Source organism: Arthrobacter alpinus (assembly GCF_900105965.1).
Classification (GTDB): domain Bacteria; phylum Actinomycetota; class Actinomycetes; order Actinomycetales; family Micrococcaceae; genus Specibacter; species Specibacter alpinus.
This window is the reverse complement of the sequence record NZ_FNTV01000001.1, coordinates 781,520-804,401: the sequence shown is the minus strand read 5'-3', so window position 1 is coordinate 804,401 and position 22,882 is coordinate 781,520. Positions and strand designations below refer to the sequence as shown.

20 protein-coding genes are annotated in these 22,882 nt (G+C 62.1%); 8 read left to right on the top strand and 12 right to left on the bottom strand.

The features are described 5' to 3' along the window. Position 1: 1 nt before the first annotated feature. The 8 genes from BLV41_RS03660 to BLV41_RS03625 all read right to left on the bottom strand — a co-directional run bounded on the left by BLV41_RS03660 (position 2) and on the right by BLV41_RS03625 (position 8,893). The gene (locus BLV41_RS03660; RefSeq protein ID WP_074710569.1) at positions 2 to 910 is read right to left on the bottom strand and encodes a shikimate dehydrogenase; all 909 of its coding nucleotides are present in this window, start codon (positions 908 to 910) and stop codon (positions 2 to 4) included. Then, positions 911 to 2,263 (bottom strand): endolytic transglycosylase MltG, encoded by a 1,353-nt coding sequence (gene mltG / locus BLV41_RS03655; protein ID WP_074710567.1) that lies wholly within the window; start codon positions 2,261 to 2,263, stop codon positions 911 to 913. It lies immediately after the preceding gene. Next, positions 2,260 to 2,799, bottom strand: a complete 540-nt coding sequence (gene ruvX, locus BLV41_RS03650; RefSeq protein ID WP_083360908.1) for a Holliday junction resolvase RuvX — start codon at positions 2,797 to 2,799, stop codon at positions 2,260 to 2,262. The genes mltG and ruvX overlap by 4 nt, the downstream gene beginning before the upstream one ends. Positions 2,800 to 2,857: 58 nt before the next feature. After that, positions 2,858 to 5,539 carry an alanine--tRNA ligase gene (gene alaS, locus BLV41_RS03645; protein ID WP_074710563.1) on the bottom strand — a complete coding sequence of 894 codons (2,682 nt, stop codon included), beginning with the start codon at positions 5,537 to 5,539 and terminating at the stop codon, positions 2,858 to 2,860. A gap of 69 nt (positions 5,540 to 5,608) precedes the next feature. After that, positions 5,609 to 5,866, bottom strand: a complete 258-nt coding sequence (locus BLV41_RS03640) for a hypothetical protein (protein WP_074710561.1) — start codon at positions 5,864 to 5,866, stop codon at positions 5,609 to 5,611. A gap of 52 nt (positions 5,867 to 5,918) precedes the next feature. Further along, positions 5,919 to 6,293, bottom strand: coding sequence for a DUF948 domain-containing protein (locus BLV41_RS03635; protein WP_058945606.1), 375 nt, complete (start codon positions 6,291 to 6,293; stop codon positions 5,919 to 5,921). Between the two features lie 193 nt (positions 6,294 to 6,486). Next, on the bottom strand, positions 6,487 to 7,113 hold the full coding sequence (gene rpsD / locus BLV41_RS03630) for a 30S ribosomal protein S4 (protein WP_044575438.1): 627 nt from the start codon (positions 7,111 to 7,113) through the stop codon (positions 6,487 to 6,489). Between the two features lie 343 nt (positions 7,114 to 7,456). After that, a complete protein-coding gene (locus tag BLV41_RS03625; protein WP_074710559.1) occupies positions 7,457 to 8,893 on the bottom strand; it encodes a replication-associated recombination protein A in 1,437 nt (478 codons plus the stop codon). A gap of 31 nt (positions 8,894 to 8,924) precedes the next feature. Between BLV41_RS03625 and BLV41_RS03620 the strand changes: the two genes are divergently transcribed. The 6 genes from BLV41_RS03620 (at position 8,925) to BLV41_RS03595 (ending at position 13,756) form a co-directional block, all read left to right on the top strand. After that, positions 8,925 to 9,530 (top strand): acVLRF1 family peptidyl-tRNA hydrolase, encoded by a 606-nt coding sequence (locus BLV41_RS03620; protein WP_074710557.1) that lies wholly within the window; start codon positions 8,925 to 8,927, stop codon positions 9,528 to 9,530. A gap of 130 nt (positions 9,531 to 9,660) precedes the next feature. Further along, positions 9,661 to 10,038, top strand: coding sequence for a PadR family transcriptional regulator (locus tag BLV41_RS03615; RefSeq protein WP_074710555.1), 378 nt, complete (start codon positions 9,661 to 9,663; stop codon positions 10,036 to 10,038). Next, the gene (locus BLV41_RS03610; RefSeq protein WP_074710553.1) at positions 10,035 to 10,577 is read left to right on the top strand and encodes a hypothetical protein; all 543 of its coding nucleotides are present in this window, start codon (positions 10,035 to 10,037) and stop codon (positions 10,575 to 10,577) included. Before BLV41_RS03615 ends, BLV41_RS03610 begins: the two co-directional genes overlap by 4 nt. A gap of 291 nt (positions 10,578 to 10,868) precedes the next feature. Further along, a complete protein-coding gene (locus BLV41_RS03605; protein ID WP_074710551.1) occupies positions 10,869 to 11,933 on the top strand; it encodes a FecCD family ABC transporter permease in 1,065 nt (354 codons plus the stop codon). Positions 11,934 to 11,984: 51 nt separating this feature from the next. After that, positions 11,985 to 12,968 carry an ABC transporter substrate-binding protein gene (locus tag BLV41_RS03600; RefSeq protein WP_074710549.1) on the top strand — a complete coding sequence of 328 codons (984 nt, stop codon included), beginning with the start codon at positions 11,985 to 11,987 and terminating at the stop codon, positions 12,966 to 12,968. Then, entirely contained in the window at positions 12,965 to 13,756 is a 792-nt protein-coding gene (locus tag BLV41_RS03595) for a heme ABC transporter ATP-binding protein (RefSeq protein ID WP_074710547.1), read from the top strand. Before BLV41_RS03600 ends, BLV41_RS03595 begins: the two co-directional genes overlap by 4 nt. Before the next feature lie 70 nt (positions 13,757 to 13,826). Here BLV41_RS03595 and BLV41_RS03590 read toward each other — a convergent pair whose 3' ends face one another. From BLV41_RS03590 to hisS, 4 genes are all read right to left on the bottom strand, one after another. After that, positions 13,827 to 15,203, bottom strand: coding sequence for an FAD-binding oxidoreductase (locus BLV41_RS03590; protein ID WP_083360906.1), 1,377 nt, complete (start codon positions 15,201 to 15,203; stop codon positions 13,827 to 13,829). Between the two features lie 483 nt (positions 15,204 to 15,686). Further along, positions 15,687 to 16,448, bottom strand: coding sequence for a GNAT family N-acetyltransferase (locus tag BLV41_RS03585; RefSeq protein ID WP_244516725.1), 762 nt, complete (start codon positions 16,446 to 16,448; stop codon positions 15,687 to 15,689). Between the two features lie 218 nt (positions 16,449 to 16,666). Continuing rightward, positions 16,667 to 18,448, bottom strand: a complete 1,782-nt coding sequence (gene aspS, locus BLV41_RS03580) for an aspartate--tRNA ligase (RefSeq protein WP_074710541.1) — start codon at positions 18,446 to 18,448, stop codon at positions 16,667 to 16,669. A gap of 425 nt (positions 18,449 to 18,873) precedes the next feature. Then, positions 18,874 to 20,217 carry a histidine--tRNA ligase gene (gene hisS, locus BLV41_RS03575; RefSeq protein WP_074710539.1) on the bottom strand — a complete coding sequence of 448 codons (1,344 nt, stop codon included), beginning with the start codon at positions 20,215 to 20,217 and terminating at the stop codon, positions 18,874 to 18,876. A 232-nt stretch (positions 20,218 to 20,449) separates the two neighbouring features. Between hisS and BLV41_RS03570 the strand changes: the two genes are divergently transcribed. Both BLV41_RS03570 and BLV41_RS03565 read left to right on the top strand, forming a co-directional pair. Next, positions 20,450 to 21,220: a peptidylprolyl isomerase gene (locus BLV41_RS03570; RefSeq protein ID WP_139244421.1), complete on the top strand. Its 771-nt coding sequence runs from the start codon at positions 20,450 to 20,452 to the stop codon at positions 21,218 to 21,220. 120 nt (positions 21,221 to 21,340) lie between these two features. Next, positions 21,341 to 22,822: a DUF349 domain-containing protein gene (locus BLV41_RS03565; RefSeq protein WP_074710537.1), complete on the top strand. Its 1,482-nt coding sequence runs from the start codon at positions 21,341 to 21,343 to the stop codon at positions 22,820 to 22,822. The last annotated feature ends 60 nt before the right edge of the window (positions 22,823 to 22,882 follow it).

Below are 22,882 nucleotides of genomic sequence, written 5' to 3'. Positions count from 1 at the left end.
TCTATCCTGCCATGTTCTGTTCATAGGGTTTCCGCCTGTGGACGCCAATTGCGTCGCACATCACATTGATGACGTCCCCTTGTTTGTCTGTTGCGAGCGTGCCGTATCCTCCGGCCTCCGCGAACAGCTTGACTTGTTCAACACCTTGATAAAGCAGCATCTCAATTCCGGCCACAACAGTGCCACCGCGGGATTCCCACGCCTGTGCCAGCGCGCTGGGCCAGGGATCGTAGGCCACGTCCAGGAGCACACCGTCCGCTTGATCCCCCGTGGCGGCGAACCCTGAGGCAAGGCCGTCCGCTGCGCGCGGCGGCAGGGTCGAAATAACGACGTCGAACCGGCCCAGTGTTGCTGCCGCGCGGTCAAAGGTCTCAAGGGTGGCCGGCGCACCCAGTGCCACCGCCACTTCCATGGTCTCTGCGGCTTTGGGCAGGTTGCGAACAAACACCACAACTTCGGTGGCGTCCAGATCAACGAGCGCCGCAATGGCCGAGACGGCCGTGCCGCCGCCGCCTAGGATGGCGGCACGCGGGCGCTCCCCAACGCCTGAATGGCGGAGCGCGTTCACAATCCCTGCCACATCGGTGTTGTCGCCGCGCAGGCGGGTGGCCCCGTCGTCGTCGTTGGTGGCGATGATGGTGTTCACAGCACCCAAGGTTCGGGCAACGTCAGTCAGCTCATCGACCAGGTCTACGGCCGCATTCTTCAAGGGCATGGTGACGGACAGGCCGTACCAATTGCCCTCTGCTCGCACCTGAGCCATGAGTGCTGCGAGTCCGTCAACCTCAACGTCAATGGCACGGTAACTGAAGTTGACGCCGAGTTCCTGGTAGGCGGCGTTGTGGAGAGCGGGCGATTTCGAGTGCCCAATCGGGTGACCCAGAACCGCTCCTTGGCGGGAGGTGAGCACTTACTTGCACTCCCCCGCGTTGGCCTCGCACCACGCCGTGTACTTGGCAACGTTTACCAGGTGCTCGGCAAACGTGGCGGCATACAGCGTCTCGCCTGTCTTGAGATCAACCGTCACCCAGAAGTAGTACGGGTTGGTCTCGGGATGCGCCGCGGCCACGATGGCCTCGATCCCTGGTGAACCGATGGGCCCGACCGGAAGGCCAGGATTGGCGAAGGTGTTGTACAGATTGGACTTGTCGGCCTTTTGCTCAGCCGTAATGTTGTACGTCTTCAAACCCAAACCATAGGCAACCGTGGCGTCTGATTCCAGACGTCCACCGGTTTCGCCATTGGCGTTGTTGATACGGTTTTCAATGGCGCCGGAAATCTTGGCGTAGTTGGCCTTGTTTCCTTCAAATTCAATGATGCTGGCAATGGTCAACACCCGGTACTGGTCAGCCGGATCTTTGATGCCGGTGTCCGTCAAAGACTTCTTGGTGGCCTCCACCATTTGAGTCAGGATTCCCTTGGCATCAAGCTCAATTGGGAAACGGTACTCGCCCGGCGAAAGGTAGCCTTCCAGATTCTTGGCCTGCGCAGGCAGCCCAAAGAGGGCCGGCTGGTTCGCCAACTTTTCAAATTCGGTTTCCGGAATGCCGGTGCCCTCCGCCAAGACGGCCAGGGTATCGCCAATGCGCAAGTTCTGCGCCACGGCGGCATAGTGGACCTTTTCATTGCTGACAGCCAACAGAACCGTGACGGCGTCGGAGGCCTTCATCTGTGTCTTCAGGTTGAACGTGCCCGGTTGCAGAGCTGCAGTACCGTCGGCGGCCGTCAAGGCGTCAAGGAACGCCTGCTCGCTGGCCACAACGTCCTTGGCCTTAAGATCCGTGGCCACCGTGCGGCCCGTGGCACCATCGGGAATCACAAACTCCACAGCGCCGGTTCCGGGCCCCGGATAATCGGCTGCCTTCATTCCGCCGAGCATGGGCTTGATGGCCTGTACCGCGAACAACACAACACCGATAAACAAGACCACAACAACAAAGAACGCCAGACTGCGGCGACGCTTTTGGACACGCTTGGACACACGGCTGCTGCGCCGTGAGGGCAGCGGTGCGTACGGCTCGTCATGGTGGACTTCAGCGTGGTAGTCAGACTCGTGAAATTCCGGGTCGTGAACCTCAGCCTCATGGTACGCAGAGTCATCGTACGCAGCTTCATCGTACGGGGCGTCGTGGAACGAGGCCTCCTGTTGCTCCGCTTCGTAGTACTCGGCGTAAGCTCCGGCATGGCGGCCCTCGTGGTACTCCGCGGCGCCTTGGTCACCTTCGTGGGGCGCGTCTGCTCGGCCGCGGTACGGCTCACTCATGGTGCCTGGATCGTTTCTTCAGGCACGCCAATTTGCGTGGAAATGGTGGATTCCTCTTCGTGTTCAGATGTCCCGGCAGTCCCCACAACACCCGGAGCAGATTTGCGCACGGCCTGGCCAACATTGGCATTGCGCGCCTTTTGCATGTCGATGGCGTGCTGCAAGATCTCAACAGCGGCCACTTGGTCTACTACTTTACGGTGTTCGCGGCTGTTCACTCCAGCTTTGTGCAATGCCTGGTGCGCGCTAACAGTTGTCAGCCGCTCGTCGATCAGGTGCACGGGAACGTTCAGCTCGGCGGTCTGCAGCTGCGCAACCAGAACGGCTGCGTAGCTGCGCGCCATTTCTGCGGAGGCTTTTTCCTCACCCTTCATGGTCCGTGGCAGGCCAACGAAGATCTGGACGGCTCCGCGGGCGGCGGCCTCCTTGACAACAACCTTGACGTCGCTGTTTTTCTTCATATCCCGGCTCAGAGTCTTGACCGGGGTGGCCAGAATACCATCAGGGTCACAGGCGGCCAAGCCAACGCGGACCATTCCAACGTCCACGCCCAGCTTGACCCCCTGCGGGAATTTCAGCTCCGACACGCCGGCCCTACGGTCGGTTCTTCACGGCGTCGCTGATGGCCGTCAGTGCCGCGCCAATCGCGCCGACATCCGAGCCTCCACCCTGAGCCATGTCGGGCTTGCCGCCACCGCCACCGCCAAGGATGCCGGAAGCGGTCTTGACGAGGTTGCCGGCCTTGATACCTGCCTGGCGGGCCCCATCGTTGGTGACAACGAGGATGATCGGACGGCCGTTGCTGGCACCGGCGATGGCGACAGTTGCCGGAGCCGAGCCCAGGCGGTCACGCAAATCGAGCGCCAGACCACGGAGGTCATCGGCGCTGCCGACCTCACCGGCGTCGTGCGCAATGACACGCACGCCGTTGGCATCCACGGCGGAACCCACAAGGTTGGCCGCTGCGGCGGTGAGCTGCTCCTTGCGCATGCGGTCAAGTTCCTTCTCGGCCGTCTTGAGCTTGGCCAAGGTCGCCGCCACACGCTCCTGCAGGAGGCTGGAAGGGACCTTGAGCATGTCAGTCAGCTCCGTCACGAGGGCACGCTCGGCGGCCAGGTGGCGGAAGGCATCCATGCCCACAAACGCCTCAACACGGCGGTTTCCCGAGCCTACGGATTGCTCACCCAACAGGGTCAGGGACCCGATGCGGGAGGTGCTGTCCACATGCGTGCCACCACACAGCTCGCGGGACCAGGCGCCGTCGATCTCAACGACGCGTACTTCGCTGCCGTAGTTTTCACCGAACAGCGCCATGGCGCCGAGGGCCTTGGCTGCGTCCAGGTCCATGACCTTGGTGTCAACGCGGAAGTTGTTGCGGATGGCGATGTTGGCCACCTCTTCAATTTCCGAACGGGTGGCCGTGCTCAGGCCCTCGCCCCAGGCGAAGTCAAAGCGCAGGTAACCGGCCTTGTTGAACGAACCACGCTGGGTGGCCTCCGGGCCGAGGATCTGGTGCAGTGCCGCGTGCACAATGTGTGTGCCGGTGTGCGCCTGCTCAGCGGCATGACGGCGTTCACGGTCGACGGCGGCCCGTACCAATGCGTCAGCCGGAAGTTCGCCTTCGCGCACGATCGCCTTGTGGACGCTCAGGCCCTTGATGGGCTTTTGCACATCCAAAACCTCGACGACGAAACCATCACCGGTGATGAGGCCGGTATCGGCAGCCTGGCCACCGGCTTCGGCGTAGAAGGGGGTGGCGTCCAGAACCAGCGAGATCTCATCTCCTGTGGAGGCGTGCTGCACGTGCGCACCATTGGAAAGGATGGAACGCACGCGCCCTTCACCTTCCAACTCCTTGTAGCCGGTAAAGACCGTCTCGCCCTGCGCCAGGATCTCGTGGAAGATCGAGAGGTCTGCGTGACCGCTCTTCTTGGCCTTGGCGTCCTTCTGGGCACGCTGGCGCTGCTCGAGCATGAGGGCCCGGAAGCCCGCCTCGTCAACGGCCAAACCGGCTTCGCCGGCCATTTCCAGGGTCAGGTCGATCGGGAAGCCGTAAGTGTCATGCAAGGCGAAGGCCTCTTCACCCGAGAGCGGGTTGTTGGCTGCCTTGGATTCCTTGACGGCTTCTTCCAGGCGAGCGGTTCCGCTGGCGATGGTGCGCAGGAAGGATCGCTCTTCTGCGTAGGCAATGCGCGAGATCCGGGCGAAGTCATCGGCGACGGCCGGGTAGGCGCCCTTCATGGCGTCGCGAGAGACAGGCAGCAGCTCGGGCAGCACGGCTGTTTCCACGCCGAGCAGGCGCATGGCGCGCACGGCACGGCGGATCAGGCGGCGCAGTACGTAGCCGCGGCCCTCGTTGGAGGGGGTCACGCCGTCGGAAATGAGCATGAGCGAGGAACGAATGTGGTCGGCCACCACGCGCATGCGCACGTCGTCTGTGTGGTGCGGGTCTGCCGGATCCTCGGTGGAGGTGTAAGTCTTGCCGGAAAGCTCTGCAGCCTTGTCCAGGACGGGACGAACCTGATCGGTTTCGTACATGTTCTCCACGCCCTGGAGAATCATGGCCAATCGTTCCAAGCCAAGGCCCGTGTCGATGTTCTTGTTGGGCAGTTCGCCAACCACGTCAAAGTCAACCTTGGAGCGGACATTGTCAATCTGGTACTGCATGAACACGAGGTTCCAGATCTCAATGTAGCGAGTTTCATCTGCGACGGGGCCGCCATCGATGCCGTATTGGGCGCCGCGGTCGTAGAAAATTTCCGAACACGGGCCGGCCGGGCCGGGCTGGCCGGTGGACCAGTAGTTATCTTCCTTGCCAATGCGCTGAATACGGTCGGGGGCAACGCCAACCTTGTCGCGCCAGATCTCCAGCGCCTCGTCGTCCTCTTCGTAGACCGTGACCCAGAGCCTCTCGACGGGCAGGCCAAAACCGCCGTCTTCCACGGAACTTGTCAGCAGCTCCCAGGCGTACGGGATGGCCGTTTCCTTGAAGTAGTCACCGAAGGAGAAGTTGCCGCACATCTGGAAGAAGGTGCCGTGGCGGACGGTCTTGCCAACCTCGTCAATGTCACCGGTACGGATGCACTTTTGCACGCTCGTGGCGCGCTTGAAGGGCGGAACCTCGCGCGCGGTCAGGTACGGGATGAAGGGAACCATGCCGGCCACCGTGAACAACAGCGACGGGTCGGAGGACACCAGGGAGGCCGAGGGCACGGGGGTGTGTGACTTGCTGGCAAAAAAATCTACCCAGCGGCGTGCAATGTCGTGCGATTTCATTAGCCTGGTGGCTCCTTCAATAGTTCTAGCTGGCAAAACGATTAAATGTTCTTCTCTTGCAAAACTTTTTTATTTCAGGTGCTGTGCGTGCTGCACCTGACGTGCTTGTTCCGGCGCCTGGTCAATCCCGAGGGCAAGACGCAGGTCGCTTTCCCGCTCATCCATGTTCTCACGCAAGGCATCGGCAAAGTCATGGACGGCATCGCTGACACGGCCAACGGCGCGGTTGAGGCCTTCCGGACCGATCGCCCCTTGAGCTGCGGCAATCTTTCGGGCGGCGATCACACCAATGGTGATACCTACTCCTAGCCAAAAAATCTTCTTCATGAGCTACGTCCCTTGCTGAATTCGTGCGTCCTATACAACCGGTGGATATCCGTTAGCGGCTGCGCTTGGGGCGTGCGGCTTTCCCACGGTTCTCAAATGCTTGACGCACGCCGTAGGAAAAGGCTGCAACCTTGATCAGCGGAGAGCCGATCGTAGCCGCGATGAGCGCCGAAAGAGCGGAGATGTTAGCGGTGGCATCGGAGACATTGTTGGAGATGCCATCTACCTTGCCCAATTGGGTGTTGGTTGTTGCGACTGTGGCGGTGACCTCGTCAATGAGCGGCGTGGTGCCGTCGCCAATCTGCTTGATGGTGGTCCGGATTTCATCGAAGACCCGGCCCAGCTTGAGAATCGGGACAGCCAACAATGCGACGAGGATGGCAAAGACCCCAGCCGCAATCAATCCTGCAATGTCGCCACCACTCATGTGTGCGCCGCCTTAATTCCTTGATCGTTGGACGCTGCCGTCGAATTAACTTCCTGCAGGCAACTTCTTTCCCCAAGACACCTTAGTCCACATATGAGGGTATTTTGGCTACAAAACAGCCCGCGGCGGTTGCCACGGGCTGTTTTGTGTTTCAAGCTTCGAAAAGATCGCAGCTCTACTTCGCCAATGATTATTAGCGTGAGTAGAATTCCACGACGAGCTGCTCTTCACAGGTTACGGGAACCTCAACGCGCTTGGGCTTGCGAACCAGGCGAGCCTGCAGGCTCTCCAGCTTCACGTCCAAGTAAGCCGGGACGGCGGGGAGCACGTCGCGGTGTGCGCCGGCTGCAGCAAGCTGCAACGGAGCCATGGTCTCGCTGCGCGGGTGCACGTGGATCAGCTGACCCTCGGCAACGCGGAACGACGGGCGGTCCACGCGGGCGCCGTCAACCATGATGTGGCGGTGAACAACCAGCTGGCGTGCCTGGGCGGTGGTGCGGGCGAAGCCTGCACGCAGAACCAGGGCGTCCAAACGGGTTTCCAACAGCTCAACCAGGTTTTCACCGGTCATGCCCTTGGTGCGCTTGGCTTCTTCGAATGCACGCGTCAGCTGCGCTTCGCGGATGCCGTACTGGGCGCGCAGACGCTGCTTTTCGCGCAAGCGTACCGCGTAGTCGCTGTCCTGCTTCTTGCGGGCGCGACCATGCTCACCGGGGCCGTACGGGCGGCGCTCGAGGTACTTGGCTGCCTTCGGGGTCAAAGCAATGCCGAGGGCTCGCGAAAGGCGAGCCTGACGGCGGGCACGTGTGTTGTTAGCCACTTGTGTCCTTCCAATATTTGCAATATGTGTTTGGCTGGCCTCCATTATGGAGAGTTGGGGCTATTGCCGCCCATTGCTACAGCACCTGGGCATGAACAACAACTCACTCAAAAGCGCGGGAATACCCGCTTCCAATCCAAGTGAGGTTGTGCATGGAGCCAGAGCTTGCCAGTGCGCCACCCAGTCTATCACCGCAACGGCCACCATCGCGCGAGCACCAGCCGTGAGGTAGGCATGGGTGGGGCCGCGCTGCATGGATTCACCGAAACCGGGGCCAAGCCGTGAGAACGGTGTAGAGATAAACCGTTCTCGCGGCTTGGCCCCGTTTTCAGCGGCTTGGACGCTATTTGCCGGTGCCTGCGCCGCGGATGATCTCCCGCAGGCGGGTGAGCCTCGGGCCGAGGTCGCGTTCATGCCCGTTGGCCGTGGGCGTGTAGTAGTTTTTTCCCACCAGGTCATCCGGCGGATACTGCTGGACGGCAATGGAATGCGGGGCGTCGTGGGCGTAAATGTATCCCTTGCCATGGCCCAGCCCCGCGGAGCCCGCATAGTGGGCATCGCGCAACGGGGCTGGAACTGTGGTTCCCCTGCCTGCCCGGACATCGGCAATGGCCGAGTTGATGCCGTTGTAGGAAGCGTTTGATTTTGGCGCCGTGGCCACATGGACCACGGCTTGGGCAAGGATAATCCGAGCCTCCGGCATGCCAATCAGGGCCACGGCCTGAGCCGCGGCGACGGCTACCTGCAGTGCGGTGGGGTCGGCCATGCCAACGTCCTCAGAGGCTGAGATCATGATCCGGCGGCTGATAAAGCGCGGGTCCTCACCCGCTTCCAGCATGCGCGCCAGGTAGTGCAGTGCGGCGTCAACATCGGAGCCACGCACCGATTTAATGAAGGCACTGATGATGTCATAGTGCTGGTCTCCGGCGCGGTCATACCGAACGGCCGCGGCGTCGATGGCCCGTTCGGCCACGGCTAGGTCAACAGTCACGGGCCCGTCGGCGGCTTCAAGGACAGTGCCTTCCAGTTCGGAAAGCGCAACACCGGCGGCGGCCTCAAGCGTGGTGAGGGCGCGGCGAGCGTCACCACTGGCAAGCCTGACCAGGTGGTCCATGGCGTCCTCGGTTACGGTGACCAATCCGTCCAGGCCGCGCTGGTCCGTGACGGCCCGCTCAAGGAGCCCCTGAATATCGGTGTTCGTCAAGGGTTGCAGGGTCAGCAGAATCGATCGGGAAAGCAGCGGCGCCACCACGGAAAAGGAGGGGTTTTCGGTGGTCGCGGCGATCAGCACCACCCAGCGGTTTTCCACCCCGGGCAGCAGCGCGTCCTGCTGGGCCTTGTTGAAGCGGTGGATCTCATCGAGGAACAAGACAGTTGTCCGGCCGTGCAGATCCCGGTCCGTCAATGCCTGGTCCATGACCCGTCGAACATCCTTGACGCCGGCGGTAATCGCGGACAGTTCGACAAACTTTCGTCCCGGCCCGCGGGCGATCACATGCGCCAAGGTGGTCTTTCCGGTTCCCGGAGGACCCCACAGCATGACCGAAGCCGGGCCCGCGGCTCCCCCGGCGTTGCCACCGGCAGCCAACATTTGCAGCGGCGACCCGGCCCCAAGGAGATGTTGCTGGCCCACAACTTCATCCAGGCTGCGCGGACGCATGCGCACGGCCAACGGGCTGCGAGGACGCGAGGACGGCTGCGCCTGCCCACCGCCAAAGGTGAGGGATCCGTCGTCGTCCGTGTCATCGCCGTCAAGGGCACTGCTAAAAAGGTCACTCACCCCTCTAGGCTATCCCCGGTAGTCTGGCAGCGTGAACCTAGCCCGCCGCACCGCATTTGTCCCCGCCGATCGACTGACCGGTTGGGCGGACCGCTTCTCCGCCGCCCATGGGGGCCTGAGTGCCATCGAGGACACGGACGACGGCGTTTTGCTGGCCATGCGCGACGGCGCCACCGCGCTGCTTACTCCGCCTTGGCCGGCCGACGGAAGGCCAGGCCGCGGCGCCGGACTCATTGAGCGCCTGGCGGCCTTGGCAGCGCAGGAGCGCCAGTTGGGGCTCCTGCTGGTGCGCCGCGGCGGCTTTGCCGTGGGTGTGGCCGTCGGCGGGAAACTCGTGGCGCACAAGGTGGGCAGTGCCTCGGCACGGTCCCGCGGCGGGGATGCCGGTGCTGCCGTGGCCGAACGCGCCGCGCAGGAAGCTGCCCGGATCTTTAGCACAGCGAACTTTGAATACCTGGCCACGGGCGGCGACAAGCTGCTGGTGGAGTCCACCCTGGCTGCCCCGGCCCTGCGCCGGTATGCAGGACACTCCCGGCTGGCACCCCTGGCTGTGGTGGACCCGAAGATGGATGTGCTGACGCGGGCAGCTGCGGATTTTTGCTCCATTCGCATCACGATCACCGACGCTGTGGCCTGACCAGCTCAGCCGGAACGCAGCCACGCCTTCCGAGCCACTTCCCCTTGAGGCGACCACACTCTCGATCAGCTTGCTTTCCATGGCCTGAGAACTACTAGTCACTGACTAATAGTTGTGGCAGACTACCAGGATGGACAAACCATCCGAACCGCACGACCCCCAGCTTCTGCGCGGCGTGTTGCCCATGCTGATTCTCGCGTTGTTGGGTGAGCGGGAATCGTACGGCTACGACTTGGTGGAACGCCTGCGGGACCTGGGCCTGGCCGATCTGGCAACGGGCGCCGTCTACCCCGTGCTCAGCCGGTTCGAACGCGATGGCCTGCTCAGCAGCTACACACAGAAATCCCAGTCAGGACCGGCCAGAAAATACTACTTGTTGACCGAGCAAGGCCAGTTGGCCCGGGCCGATGCGGCGCGGAGATGGCGGGACATTGCCGATGTGGCCGAGCGCGGCCTCTCCCCCGCCATCCATACTTCAGAGCAGCCAACAGATCGGAGCAAGCCATGAATTCAAGCCACCAGGAGTTGGGCGTGGACCACCCGCGCGGACTGGGCCACACCGCACGGCGGGAATGGTACCTGCTCAAGGTGGACCTGTTCCTTGACGGGCGCGTCCCCGGCCGCCGCCGCAAGGAGATTCTCAACGATCTGCGCAACATCATTGACGCCGAATCTGACATTAACACTCTGCAGGAGGTTATTTCAGGACTCGGCCAGCCCAGCGCATTGGCCGCCAGCTATGCCGAGGGCACGTCCAAGAAACGCGTTTTGTGGACTGCAGGAGTGGCGGCCGGAATGGCGGCACTGATGGTGTATTGGATTCTCGGGCTCACCTATACCCTGGGCATGCTGTCAGTGGCCCACCAGGCAGGCGGGGAATTCAACTCACACTTCTTCTCCGTGGACGTCTTGGCATTCTCCACCCCTGAGGGCATCGGAATTGGGTGGAGCGGAGACGCCGCACTGTGGATCCCCCTAGGACTGGCGGCCCTTGCATTCATTGGTGCAAGCCGGGCCTGGCGGGTCTTCCGCCGTCGGCCCAGCTAAGCGGCGTGGCGGGGTCGATTGTTCTCTTTGCCACGCAGCTGGCGGCATTCCCCACGGAGTCGGCCCACAGGTGCTGCCCATGGCGCAACCGCATGACCGATTCCGCGCCGAGTGCAGCTTGCTCCGGCTATTGACTTGACAGGGAATTGAGCGGCACCACAGGGGCCGCTCAATCCCATTTGCCATCTGAGACCAAGTAGTTATGCTGAGAACATCCCCTCGGAGGCAACCATTTTCTATTCCAAGCCCGGCCTTGCCGCGCGCAAAAACAAGTCCCTTGCCACCCGAAATTTGGCAGCGTCAGACCCGCTCGGGCGTTCCCGGCGTCGGCGCAGAAACACGACGTGGCTCGTTTCTTTGTGCATTGCGTTCGTTGTTTCCACGGTCATGGCAGTCGCCATGGGCCCTGTAACAATTGCTCCGGGAACCGTGGCAAGGATCTTGGGATTCCACTTGGCGCAGATCAGCCCGGGACCGCATCCGGATGCGACGGCTGACGCCATCGTCTGGGGTGTCCGTTTTCCGCGTATTCTCCTGGGCGCCGCTGTCGGATCCGGGCTGGCAATGTGTGGGGTGGCACTCCAAGCGATGGTGCGCAATATGCTTGCGGACCCGTACCTGTTGGGAATCAATTCGGGAGCTTCCACCGGAGCCGCTGCCATGATGCTTTTCGGCGTTGGACTGGGCCTGGGTGAACACGCGCTCTCTGTCAGCGCCTTTGCTGGTGCGCTGGCCGCGTCCCTCATGGTGCTCTTGGTCGCCCGATCCGCAGGCCGCGTAACCTCCCTGAGACTGTTGCTGTCCGGCGTGGCCATTGGCTATGCCCTGACTGCTGTCACGAGTTTCCTCATCTTCGCCTCCGGGTCCGCCGAAGGGGCCAGATCCATGATGTTCTGGCTCCTAGGATCCCTGTCGCTGGCCGCCTGGGGCAGTCCACTGGCTGTCGTTGCCATGGTTGTGTTCGCCACCGGCATGGTGCTGACACTGTGGGGTCGGCGGCTCGACGCCATGGCGATCGGGGACGAAACGGCTCTTGTCCTGGGCATCTCCCCAGCCCGGTTCCGCACCCAGTTGCTGGTGGTGGTTTCATTGTGCATCGGCGTGGTGGTGGCCGCCTCAGGCAGCATTGGATTTGTTGGTTTGGTGATTCCGCATCTTGCCCGCCGAATTGTCGGTGCGGCCCATGTTTGGGTGGTTCCGGTGTCAGCGCTGCTAGGCGCCATTTTCCTGGTGTGGGCAGACTTGTTGGCCCGCACCCTGATGCAGCCCCAGGAACTGCCGATCGGAATCATCACTGCCCTTGTCGGCGCCCCTTTTCTGCTGCACCTCCTGCGACGCATGCACCCCGGAAGCTGACAACACAGTGATGAATACAGCCACCACTGAACCACTAATTTGGAGTACCTGATGAAACCCCGTGTAATGCCGCTTGCCGCGGCAACCATGCTCTCACTCATGCTGACCGCCTGCGGGAGCCCAGCCGGAGCCAACAACAATGCACTGACATCCACTGACTTCCCCCTGACCATCATGAATTGCGGCACGGCTGTCACCCTTGAAAAGGCGCCCGAACGGGTGGTGCTGCTGGAAAGCTCACCTGTCAGTTACCTGCACTCATTGGGCGTCATGGACAAAGTGGTGGCTCGGGCCGGCAGCTACCCCACCACGTATTTTGATGCCCCGACTCAGCAGGAACTTGACCGGATTCCCTTGCTGACGGACAAGTTGGACACCTCGGGCCACCTGCAGATCTCTCAAGAAGTCATCATGGCCCAGAGGCCCGACATGGTGTTGGGCACGGCCCAAGGATTGAATCGGGAAACCCTTGCCGCCTCCGGCATTCCTTTGCTGGAGGAGCCCTCCTTCTGCCCACAGCCCCCGGACAATCCAACGTTTCAGGACATTGGTGAGCAGATGAAGACTTACGCGCGGGCCTTCGGGATTTCGGACCGTGGGGCGAGTGCTGCGCTGGCACTCGAGGAACGTGTGAAGAGAATCTCCAGGCCAAGTGCCGCTGCAGAAAAACGTACCGCTGCCGTGCTCTATCCCACCCTTGGGGGCGGTGCCACGTACGCCTACGGCACCAAGTCAATGGCACACCCCCAATTGGAGGCCGCCGGGTTCACCAACGTTTTCGCCGATGTTGACCAGAGGGTCTTCGAGATTGGCCGGGAGGAACTAATTGGGCGGAACCCCGATGTGCTGATCCTTCTCCACACGGCTGACAACCCGGATGAGATTTCCCACGCCATCACCTCAATGAAGGGCGCCGAGTCAATCACGGCCATTGCCAAGAATGACGTGATGACACAGCTGTTCAATTTCACTGAACCGGGCTCCCCGCTGGCAATCGATGGCTTGGAGCACATCATTGAACGGTTCTGGCAGTGATCTCCGGTTCGGGGATTTCTTTTGCCTTTGGCTCCCGGGAAGTCCTTAGCGACGTCGATCTGCGGGCCAGTCATGGCGAGGTCCTGGGGCTGGTGGGCCCCAATGGGAGCGGGAAGACCACGCTCCTGCGCACGCTTTACGGTTCGTTGACGCCAAATGCGGGCAGCGTGTCCCTGGACCATTCCGAATTGCACCGGCTCAGTGCCAGGGAAATTGCACGCACCCTGTCCGTGGTGGTGCAGGAAAATCCTGGAGATCAGCCACTGTTGGTCTCGGACATGGTCTTGTTGGGCCGCACTCCCCACCAGGGAGTGTTCAGCCGTGTTACCGACGTCGACGAGAAGATCGCCGCTGCGGCCCTCGAGCGCGTTGGCATGCTGGCCTTGGCTGGCCAAAGCTTCAATGAACTCTCCGGCGGGGAACGGCAAAGGGTGCTCATTGCCCGGGCCTTGGCGCAACAAACCACGCATCTGCTCCTGGATGAGCCCACCAACCACCTCGACGTGCGCTACCAGCACGAGGTGCTGGAACTGGTGCGCGATCTTACCCGCAGCAGCAACCACGCAGTGGCCGTGATCCTCCACGATCTAAATCTTGCTGCGACGTACTGCGATCGCCTTTTGTTGCTTCACCAAGGGCGTGTAGTTGCCGAAGGTACACCGTCAGAGGTCCTGACCAAGGAGAACATCGAAGCTGTATACCAGATCGAGGTCCGTCGTGTTGAGCTTGATGACGGATTTCAATTGGTTTTCCGACCGTTGAAAGAGCGCCTGCCACTGGCGGTGTGACCGACACGTAGCCGCCGAATGCCGCCAGCCACGGGAGAAGTATCAAGCCTAGTGAATACTTTTCCGCGTTTCAGGCCATCGGTTTGATGTTCTGGTTGATATGGAACAGGTTGCCGGGATCGTACTTCGCCTTGATCTTGGCCAACCGGGCGTAGTTGTCCCCGTAGTTGTCCTCGATGCGGGACTGGTCGTCGGCGTCGAGGAAATTAATGTAGCCCGCGCCAGCCCCGTGGGGATGCAGGGCCTGGTAGTAGTCTCTGACCCACTTGCAGTTGGCGTCGTTGTCCGCCGGGGATTCCCACATTCCGGCGATGGCAACCGAGAAGTTGACGTCCCGGTAGGGAAAGGCAGTCTCATCCTCTCCTACGCGTTGGGCTGCGCCATTAATGGGATAGAAATGATTGGCGGTTTGGGGGCTGGGCACGCCTGCTCCGAATTTCTGGGCAACGCCGATCACTTCGTCACTTAGCTCTGGGAGGAACTCCGCCTTCCAATATGCTTGGAGGCCTTTCGGCAAAAGCGGGTCGAACAGGGTGTTGAGCATCGGATACGGGAGCGGGCCCAGAAACGACCCAGCAACTGGGGCGACGTCAAGGAATTTCTGCCACTGCCGCTCGCCTTCATCGTGGGGACCGGTCCAGCCACCCACCACCACCACCACGGGCTTGCCGTGGTGCTCCTCCGGCAGGAAGGGGACAGGCGGGCCCTGGTGGTACCCGAGGAATATGCCCATGTCTTCGGGCGCCGTGGCAATGTAGTCCCGGAACAGTTGTGCAACGGCCTCTGCGTGCTCGAGCAGATAGATGACTACACCGCCGTAGACGACGTCGACGGGATGCAGGTCGAATTCCAGGGACGTGACGACGCCGAAGTTTCCTGTGCCTCCACGTAACGCCCAGAAGAGGTCGTCATTCTCGGTTGCGCTGGCTGTGAGGAACTTCCCCTCTGCAGTAACCACATCCGCAGATTTGAGGTTGTCACAGGACAGGCCGTACTTACGGGCGAGGTAGCCGATGCCGCCGCCGAGTGTCAGCCCAGCAACACCCGTGGATCCGATGATTCCGCCGGTTGTTGCGAGCCCAAAGGCGTTTGTTGCGTGGTTGAAGTCGGCCCAGGTGGTGCCTGCCTCGGCCCTGGCCGTTACGGCAGCGGGATCTACCCGGACGCCCCTGCGGTCTCCGAAGTCAAGCACAAGGCCTCCGTCACACGTCCCGAATCCGGGTGCACTGTGCCCACCACCTCTCAGTGCAAGGTCCAAGCCCTCATCCCGCGCAAAGTTGACTCCCGCGATGACGTCCGCGACTTGCGAAACACGCAATATGGCTGCCGGATGTTTGTCAATCATGCCGTTATAGACGGCCCGTGAGGCGTCGTAGAGGGGGTGGTCGGAGGTGATGACCTGGCCGCGCACTTTTTCCTGCAGGGCCTGAAATCTGTTGTTGTCCATGGTGGCTCCCATTCCCCTGACCACGCCTTCATGATCAGGGACTTGGCACAGCCACCCTCCCGGCCGTGCGGGACATTCATGATGCAGCCACTACGGGCAGGAGGCGAGCCAGACGGGCCTGCTCCCGCGGCGGAGACCGGATGCGCCTGTGCCGCGTGCTTCTTGGCACGCAGTTATCGGCGTGATTCTCGAATATGCGCTTTCCGTCGAGCCCGGAAGGCGAAGCTGGCGAGCACACCCCTTGGAACGACGACTAACCGCAGGATACGCCTGCCCGTTTCCTGGGTCAAGGAAGCCTTCGAGTCTCGTAGACACTCGCAAAATGGGGCGAGTGCCTCTTTTGAGAAGTCTCTCGAAACCTCTGGCGTATGTTCCCCTGCTTTGGTGTGCGGGAGGGATGTGCGGGAGGACGAAAGTCTGCCCGCGGGGAAGTGACGAAGAAGGCCAGGGGTGAGCGGTTGGCTGGACAGCAGCAGTGGCCGGTCAGCAGGCCATGGGCGCGCGGCGCCGTGGTGCCTGGCGGTAGTGATACCTGCCAACTTCCCTAAATCCACCCCGTTCATAGAGTGCTTGGGCGCCGGCATTCGCGGCAGTCACCAGCAACCACGCCTGGACGGAACCCCGATCGCGGGCCGCGTCAAGGAGCTGGCGAAGAATGGACGCTGCAATGCCCCGCCTGCGAAAGTCCGGATGAACACTCATGCAGTAGATCCCGGCCCACCCGTTGACCAGTGTTACCCGCCCAGTTCCCACCACCATGCCGTCGTCATTCACGGCCGACGCGTAAAGCGAGGGGACACCCGTGAGGATCCCCCGGGCCACCTCGCGTTCGGCAGCCCCTCCCCTGCCGTCGATGCGCCACCACATCTGGATCCACGCCTCCGACGGCGCATCACTGAACGTCAGTGCAATGCCGGCCGGCGTGGGAGGGGCCTCATCGACGTTGCCACCGGCGGTCATGATCAGCGTCTCCGACTGCCGGGAGTATCCCTGAAGATCAAGCTGCTGTTCCAAAGCGCTATTTTCCGGACGCTGCGTGATTTGGAAGATGACGGGCTGGCGGCGCATGGCGTACCAGCGCACGATGTCTCGAAGTGCCACGTCAAGATCAGTCGGTGCCTGCCGAGGCCACACCGAGTTGGCCCTCTGGGTCACGGAGCTGGCCGATCTGAGCACCCACCCATCGCGCTCCATCGTCTCCGGAGCAGGCCAGGCCTCATTCATCAACACTTCAAGTGCGTCCACGGTACAGTCTTGCGCGTCAAAATCCTTCACACGTTTCATCGTAGCCGGGCCGCGCTGACGGCGCGCTCGGCTCGATCACCCCGCAAGGCAAGACCCAGCCCTGGTAAGTGCGCAGTTGATGCAACCTCCGACACCGAAACTCGCATCAGCTGCACACGCGGCACAAAAATGCCGGCCTCCCCGTATCGGGAGACCGGCATTTGCATGTGGAGCAGGTGCTACTTCTCGCCAGCCTCAGGCTTGACTTCCGGCTTGAAGTCAACACCGGCTTCCTTGCGTTGCTGCGCCGTGATCGGGGCGGGAGCCTCGGTCATCGGGTCGTAGCCGCCGCCGGACTTCGGGAAGGCGATGACGTCGCGGATGGAGTCAACACCGGCCAGCAGGGACACGGCACGGTCCCAGCCAATGGCGATGCCGCCATGCGGCGGGGCGCCGAACTTGAAACCGTCAAGCAGGAATCCGAACTTCTCGTCGGCCTCGGCCTCGGAGATGCCCATGACGCCGAATACGCGCTCCTGGATGTCGCGGCGGTGGATGCGGATGGAACCGCCACCGATTTCGTTACCGTTGCAGACAATGTCGTAGGCGTAAGCCAAGGCCTCGCCCGGATCTGTGTCGAAGTTGTCCATGAACTCGGGCTTGGGAGAGGTGAACGCGTGGTGCACGGCCGTCCAGGCGCTGTGCCCCAGGGCCACGTCGCCGGAACCAACAGCAACGCTGGTGGGTTCGAACATGGGTGCGTCAACAACCCACACGAAGGCCCAATCCTTCGGGTCGATCAGGCCGGTGCGGTGACCGATTTCAACGCGAGCGGCACCCAGCAGGGCGCGTGAAGTGGAAACTTCACCGGCGGCGAAGAAGATGCAGTCGCCGGGCTTGGCGCCAACGGCGTCGGCCAGGCCGGCACGCTCGGTGTCCGTCAGGTTCTTGGCAACGGGGCCCGTGAGCTCACCTTCGTCCTTGACCAAAACGTACGCGAGCCCCTTGGCTCCACGCTGCTTGGCCCATTCCTGCCAGGCGTCGAGCTGGCGGCGGGGCTGTGACGCACCACCGGGCATGACAACAGCACCAACGTAGGGAGCCTTGAAGACGCCGAATTCGGTGTCCTTGAAGAACTCCGTCATCTCGGTCAATTCCAGGCCGAACCGCAGGTCCGGCTTGTCGGATCCGAAGCGGGCCATGGCATCGCGGTAAGTCATGCGCTGGATGGGCATCGGGATTTCGACGTCGATCAGCTTCCACAGCTCGGAGACGATCTTCTCGCCCAGGGCGATGATGTCATCCTGGTCAACGAAGCTTGCCTCGATGTCCAGCTGCGTGAACTCCGGCTGGCGATCCGCACGGAAATCCTCGTCACGGTAGCACCGGGCGATCTGGTAGTACTTCTCGAAGCCACCCACCTGCAGGAGCTGCTTGAACAGCTGCGGGGACTGCGGCAACGCGTACCAGGATCCGGGAGCCAGGCGTGCCGGAACCACGAAGTCGCGGGCACCCTCAGGGGTGGAGCGGGTCAATGTGGGGGTTTCAATTTCGATGTAACCCTGATCGTGCAAGAGGTTGCGGGCCACACGGTTCGCCTCGGAACGCAGGCGCATGTTGCGCTGCATGCTGGGGCGGCGCAGGTCGAGGTAGCGGTGCTTCAGGCGTGCTTCCTCGCCCACCTCAACGTGCTCGTCAACCTGGAACGGCAACGGAGCGGCCTCGTTCAGAACGACGACGTCTTCGGCCATGACCTCGATCTCACCCGTGGCGAGTGCCGAGTTTTCGTTACCCTCGGGACGGAGTGACACCGTACCGGTGATCTGCAAGACAAACTCGTTGCGCAGTGCGTGGAAGACTTCTTCCTCACGAACAACAATCTGTGCCACGCCCGATGCGTCACGCAGGTCCAGGAAGGCCACTCCACCATGATCTCGACGGCGGGCAACCCACCCCGAGAGAGTGACGGTTTGGCCAATATGTTCAGCCCGCAGGGAGCCTAGGTCATGTGTGCGCAGCACAGCATTCCTTTCAATGGAAATGAACGGCCCTATCCGGGTCGCAAAATAAGGGTTTGTCTAGAAGTTTACCGTGAATCAATCCGCCGCTGGTCGAGCCGCTGGAGCCGCGGCCGGGTCCGGCGGAATCCGCGACACTCTCGCGGGCAGTAAGATTCCCCGCCCGTGCGCACCTCACCTACCCCTGTGGCTGGCTGCTCCACTTGATCAACACGCACATCAGGCCCGCCTCTCCCGGTGACCTACGTGCCAGGGGCAGGAGACGCCAAAGGCCGCCCACGGCCGTGGTGTCTGGGCCCACGGGCGCGAGGGACCCGCTGCGAGCTTGCGAGCAGTGGGAGCGCTCGGGGGATAGTCGCCGGGAAAATGGCGGGCCTGTCCCCAACGCAACCACGGCAACGGCAACGGCAACGGCAACGGCCCGAGCGTTACGCCAGGGTGATTTGCGGGACCAGGTCCTCGGCCGGGGGCATCCAGGTGGTCGGGTCAGCTGCGACTTGATAGCCGCTGCGGATGTCCTTGACCTGGTGGGTGCCGTCTTCATCCGTGAACCAGACGTAAGGGATGCCGCGTTTGTCGGCGTACTTGATCTGCTTGCCGAACTTGTCAGCCTTGGCGGCAACTTCGGTGGAGATGCCGCGGGCACGCAGGGCGGTGGCCACTTCTTGTGCCTCGGACCAGCTGTTCTCGTCAGCCAGGGTGACCAGGACGGCCGTGGGAACACTGCGGGAAGCCTTGGCGAATTCCTGGCTCAGGATGCGTGCCACGAGGCGGGTCACGCCGATGGACAGGCCCACGCCGGGGAACTTGCGGTTGCCCTTGGAAGCCAGCGCGTCGTAGCGACCGCCGGAGCAGATGGAACCGAGCTGCTCGTGGCCTACGAGGACCGTCTCGTAGACGGTGCCCGTGTAGTAATCAAGGCCACGGGCAATGGAGAGGTCGGCCACAACTGAACCGGGGGCACTCTTGACCGCGGCGGCAATGACCTGTTCCAGTTCGTTCAGGCCTTCTTCCATGAGCTCATCGGTCACACCAAGCGCGCGTACAGCTTCCACGAATGAGGTGTCTTCTGTGCGGATGGAGGCCAGCGCCAATGCTTTGGCCGCCTGCTCGTCCGTTGCGCCGAGCTCGTTCTTGAGCAATTCGGCGACCCTTTCGGCCCCGATCTTCTCCAGCTTGTCAATGCTGCGCAACACGCCTGCGGTGTCGGTGAGGCCAATGCCGCGATAGAAACCCTCGGCTAGTTTGCGGTTGTTAATCCGGAGCTTAAAGGCAGGGATCGGAAGGGCGGAGAGCGCCTCGGCGATGACGAGCGCAAGTTCCACGTCATAGCGGAAGGGCAGTACGCCGTCGGCGACCACATCGATGTCCGCCTGGGTGAACTCGCGGGCGCGCCCTTCCTGCGGACGCTCGCCACGCCACACCTTTTGGATCTGGTAGCGGCGGAAGGGGAATGAAAGGTAGCCGGCGTTCTCCACGACGTAGCGGGCAAAGGGCACCGTCAGGTCGAAGTGGAGGGCCAGCGCATTGGGATCGTCCTTAGCGGCGGCAGCATTTCCGTCGTCGTCCTGCAGGCGCGAAAGACCATAGACTTCCTTGTCAATTTCGCCCTTGCGCAGCAGCTGTCCCACCGTTTCCACCGCTCGGGTTTCAATGGAGCTAAACCCGTGCAGCTCGAAGGTGCGTCGCAGCGTGTCAAGTACGTGCTGTTCCACCAACCGCTCCTCGGGTAGCCATTCGGGGAAACCTGACAAGGAGGCGTTGCGTGCCATGGGTGTTGCTCTCCTAACATGCACCGAATCCGGGACTTATGTCCAAGGAAGCGGCGGGGCGGGTATTCGTGTGTTGCGATGTGAGCGCTCATATACGCCGCTGGGCGGCATATCCGTGGGTAAACTGACACCGGCAGCCATTTTATAAGGTTTGGCGGCCCACCCCTAACCCGCACGTTCAGCCTCGGCTGTGCGTGGCGAACATACCGCTCACATTGAAGAAGAGGCACAGTTGGTCACGAGCAATAAGTCCAGCCGCGAAGCCAAGGCCCGCGTGGCACGCATGGAAGCCAATCAGGCGCTACATACCCAGCAGCTGCGCCGTCGCAAGCGCGATAATCTCTTGGCCCTGATTGCCATGGTCGTCGCGCTGGCGGTTGCCGTTGTCTTGGCACTCACTGTTTTCTCGGCCAGGGATAGTGCCGACAGCACGTCCTCAGCGTCGGCTCCTGCCACGGCGGCGGCACAAACCAACAGCCCCGAGGTTCCCCTGGCCGAAACGGCAGCGGGTAAGACCTTCACGGGAACACTCTCGCTCAACGGCAAGCCGCTGGGCGTAAGTCTCGACGGCACGGCCGCACCCCAAGCCGCAGCCGTATTCAAGTCGCTTGCCGATTCGAACTTCATGACGGGCAAGACGTGCCACCGTTTGGCTGACTCCACCGACTTTGGTGTTCTCCAGTGCGGCTCGCTCACGGGCGACGGCCAGGGCGATCCCAAATACCAGTGGGGTCCCGTGGAAAACACGCCGGCCGATGGTAAATACCCTGCGGGCACCATCGCGGTAGCCCGCGCCAACACCACCTATTCCAATGGAACACAGTTCTTTATCGCCTTCAAGGACACCGTTCTGCCACAGGACACCGGCGGCTACACGATTGTTGGAAAGGTCACTAGCGGGCTGGACGTTGTCACCGACATTGCCAAGGCAGGGATCGCAGATGGCGCCACCGACGGTGCACCGTCGACCAAGGTGACGATAGACTCGTTCCAGCTCAAGTAGTTATTACAGGCCAATTCATGTGGCGCATCCTTGTGACCACCTACGAAAATGAATCACGCGGTCCCGGCCATACCGCTTTGCAGCACCCGTCAGCATCCATCAAGCGAAAGACTTTTAGCGGTGACACACAGTCAAGAATCCGACGAAACACTTGCCTCTGCCACAGAGCAGGAATCAACCCCCGAGCAGGCTACTGCTGTAGAGGTTGACTCGACCACGGCGGCCGAAGCGCCCGCTCCCACCCCGGCACGCTCGCCGTCGCCGGCCGCCTTCGCGGCCCGCCCCAAGGCTCCTGCAGCGGCCGCGACCCCATCTCCTGTTGCGCCGGCCGCTGTTGCCCCGGCGGTAGACCTTGCCGAGGCCGCCAAGTTTGGCCGTGCAGAGGATGACGGGCATGTCTTCCTGCTCCTTGATGGCGAAGAATTCCCTGTGGGCCAGTACCCGGGCGCCAGCAAGGAAGAAGCGCTGACGTACTTTGTCCGCAAGTTTGATGACATCATCGCCCAGGTGGCCTTGCTGGAGCAGCGTGTTGAGGCCAAGGCTCCCACCACGGATATGAACAAGACCGTGACTCACCTGCGCGAGCAGTTGGGTGAGCGGACCAGCGTTGGCGACGTCAACGCCGCGCTGGCTCGTCTGACTGCGCTCGAGGACAGCATCAAGGCCTTGGGCCTGGCAGAGCGCGCATCGCACGATGCTGCTCGCGCCGTGGAGCTGGCATCCCGTGAAGCCATCGTTGCCGAGGCCGAAGGCATTGCTGCCGAAGATCCCACCGCGATTCAGTGGAAAGTCAGCAGCGCCCGCATGAACGAGCTCTTCGAGGCCTGGAAACTGGCCCAGAAGTCAGGCATGCGCCTGGGCCGCGCCACCGAGGAAGGCCTCTGGAAGCGATTCCGCAGCGCCCGCACGGTCTTCGATCGTCACCGCCGCGCGTACTTCTCTCAGCTGGATAACAACAACGCCGCTGCCAAGACGGCCAAGGAGTCCTTGATCGAGGCTGCCGAGGCTTTGGCTGCTTCCACCGACTGGGGCTTTGCGGCTGGCGAGTACCGCCGCCTCATGGATCAGTGGAAGGCGTCCCCACGCGCCAGCCGCAAGGATGATGACGCATTGTGGGCCCGCTTCCGCGGAGCCCAGGACAAGTTCTTCGCGGCACGCCAGGAAGCCAACAATGCCCTCGATGAGGAATTTGGGGCCAACCTGATTGTCAAGGAGGCCCTGATTGCTGAAGCCGAAGCTCTGCTTCCCATCAAGGACCTGAACGCCACGAAGAAGACGTTGCAGAACATTCGCGATCGCTGGGAGGAAGCCGGCAAGGTTCCCCGCAACGACATGCAGCGTGTTGAGGCCGGACTCCGCAAGGTTGAGGACGCAGTTCGTTCAGCTGACGAGGACAACTGGCGCCGCAGCGATCCCGAGGCCAAGGCCCGCACCAGCAGCGCCCTGAGCCAGCTCGAAGCCACCATTGCAGGCCTGAAGGAAGACCTCGAGAAGGCTCAGAAGGCCGGAGACGCCCGCAAGGTCGCCAAGGCTGAGGAAGCCCTCGCGGCCCGCGAGCTGTGGCTGGAGCAGATCCAGAAGGCAGCAGCCGACTTCTCGTAGTCGCAGCAAAACGATTGAGTGAGGCCTCTGTGCCGGGTTGTCCACAATCCGGCACAGAGG

Excerpts from the sequence above, each read along its gene's own strand:
- mltG (WP_074710567.1), bottom strand. The coding sequence starts at position 2,263 with ATGAGTGAGCCGTACCGCGGCCGAGCAGACGCGCCCCACGAAGGTGAC.
- ruvX (WP_083360908.1), bottom strand. The coding sequence starts at position 2,799 with ATGGTCCGCGTTGGCTTGGCCGCCTGTGACCCTGATGGTATTCTGGCC.
- alaS (WP_074710563.1), bottom strand. The coding sequence starts at position 5,539 with ATGAAATCGCACGACATTGCACGCCGCTGGGTAGATTTTTTTGCCAGC.
- BLV41_RS03640 (WP_074710561.1), bottom strand. The coding sequence starts at position 5,866 with ATGAAGAAGATTTTTTGGCTAGGAGTAGGTATCACCATTGGTGTGATC.
- BLV41_RS03635 (WP_058945606.1), bottom strand. The coding sequence starts at position 6,293 with ATGAGTGGTGGCGACATTGCAGGATTGATTGCGGCTGGGGTCTTTGCC.
- BLV41_RS03615 (WP_074710555.1), top strand. The coding sequence starts at position 9,661 with ATGGACAAACCATCCGAACCGCACGACCCCCAGCTTCTGCGCGGCGTG.
- BLV41_RS03610 (WP_074710553.1), top strand. The coding sequence starts at position 10,035 with ATGAATTCAAGCCACCAGGAGTTGGGCGTGGACCACCCGCGCGGACTG.
- BLV41_RS03600 (WP_074710549.1), top strand. The coding sequence starts at position 11,985 with ATGAAACCCCGTGTAATGCCGCTTGCCGCGGCAACCATGCTCTCACTC.
- BLV41_RS03590 (WP_083360906.1), bottom strand. The coding sequence starts at position 15,203 with ATGGACAACAACAGATTTCAGGCCCTGCAGGAAAAAGTGCGCGGCCAG.
- hisS (WP_074710539.1), bottom strand. The coding sequence starts at position 20,217 with ATGGCACGCAACGCCTCCTTGTCAGGTTTCCCCGAATGGCTACCCGAG.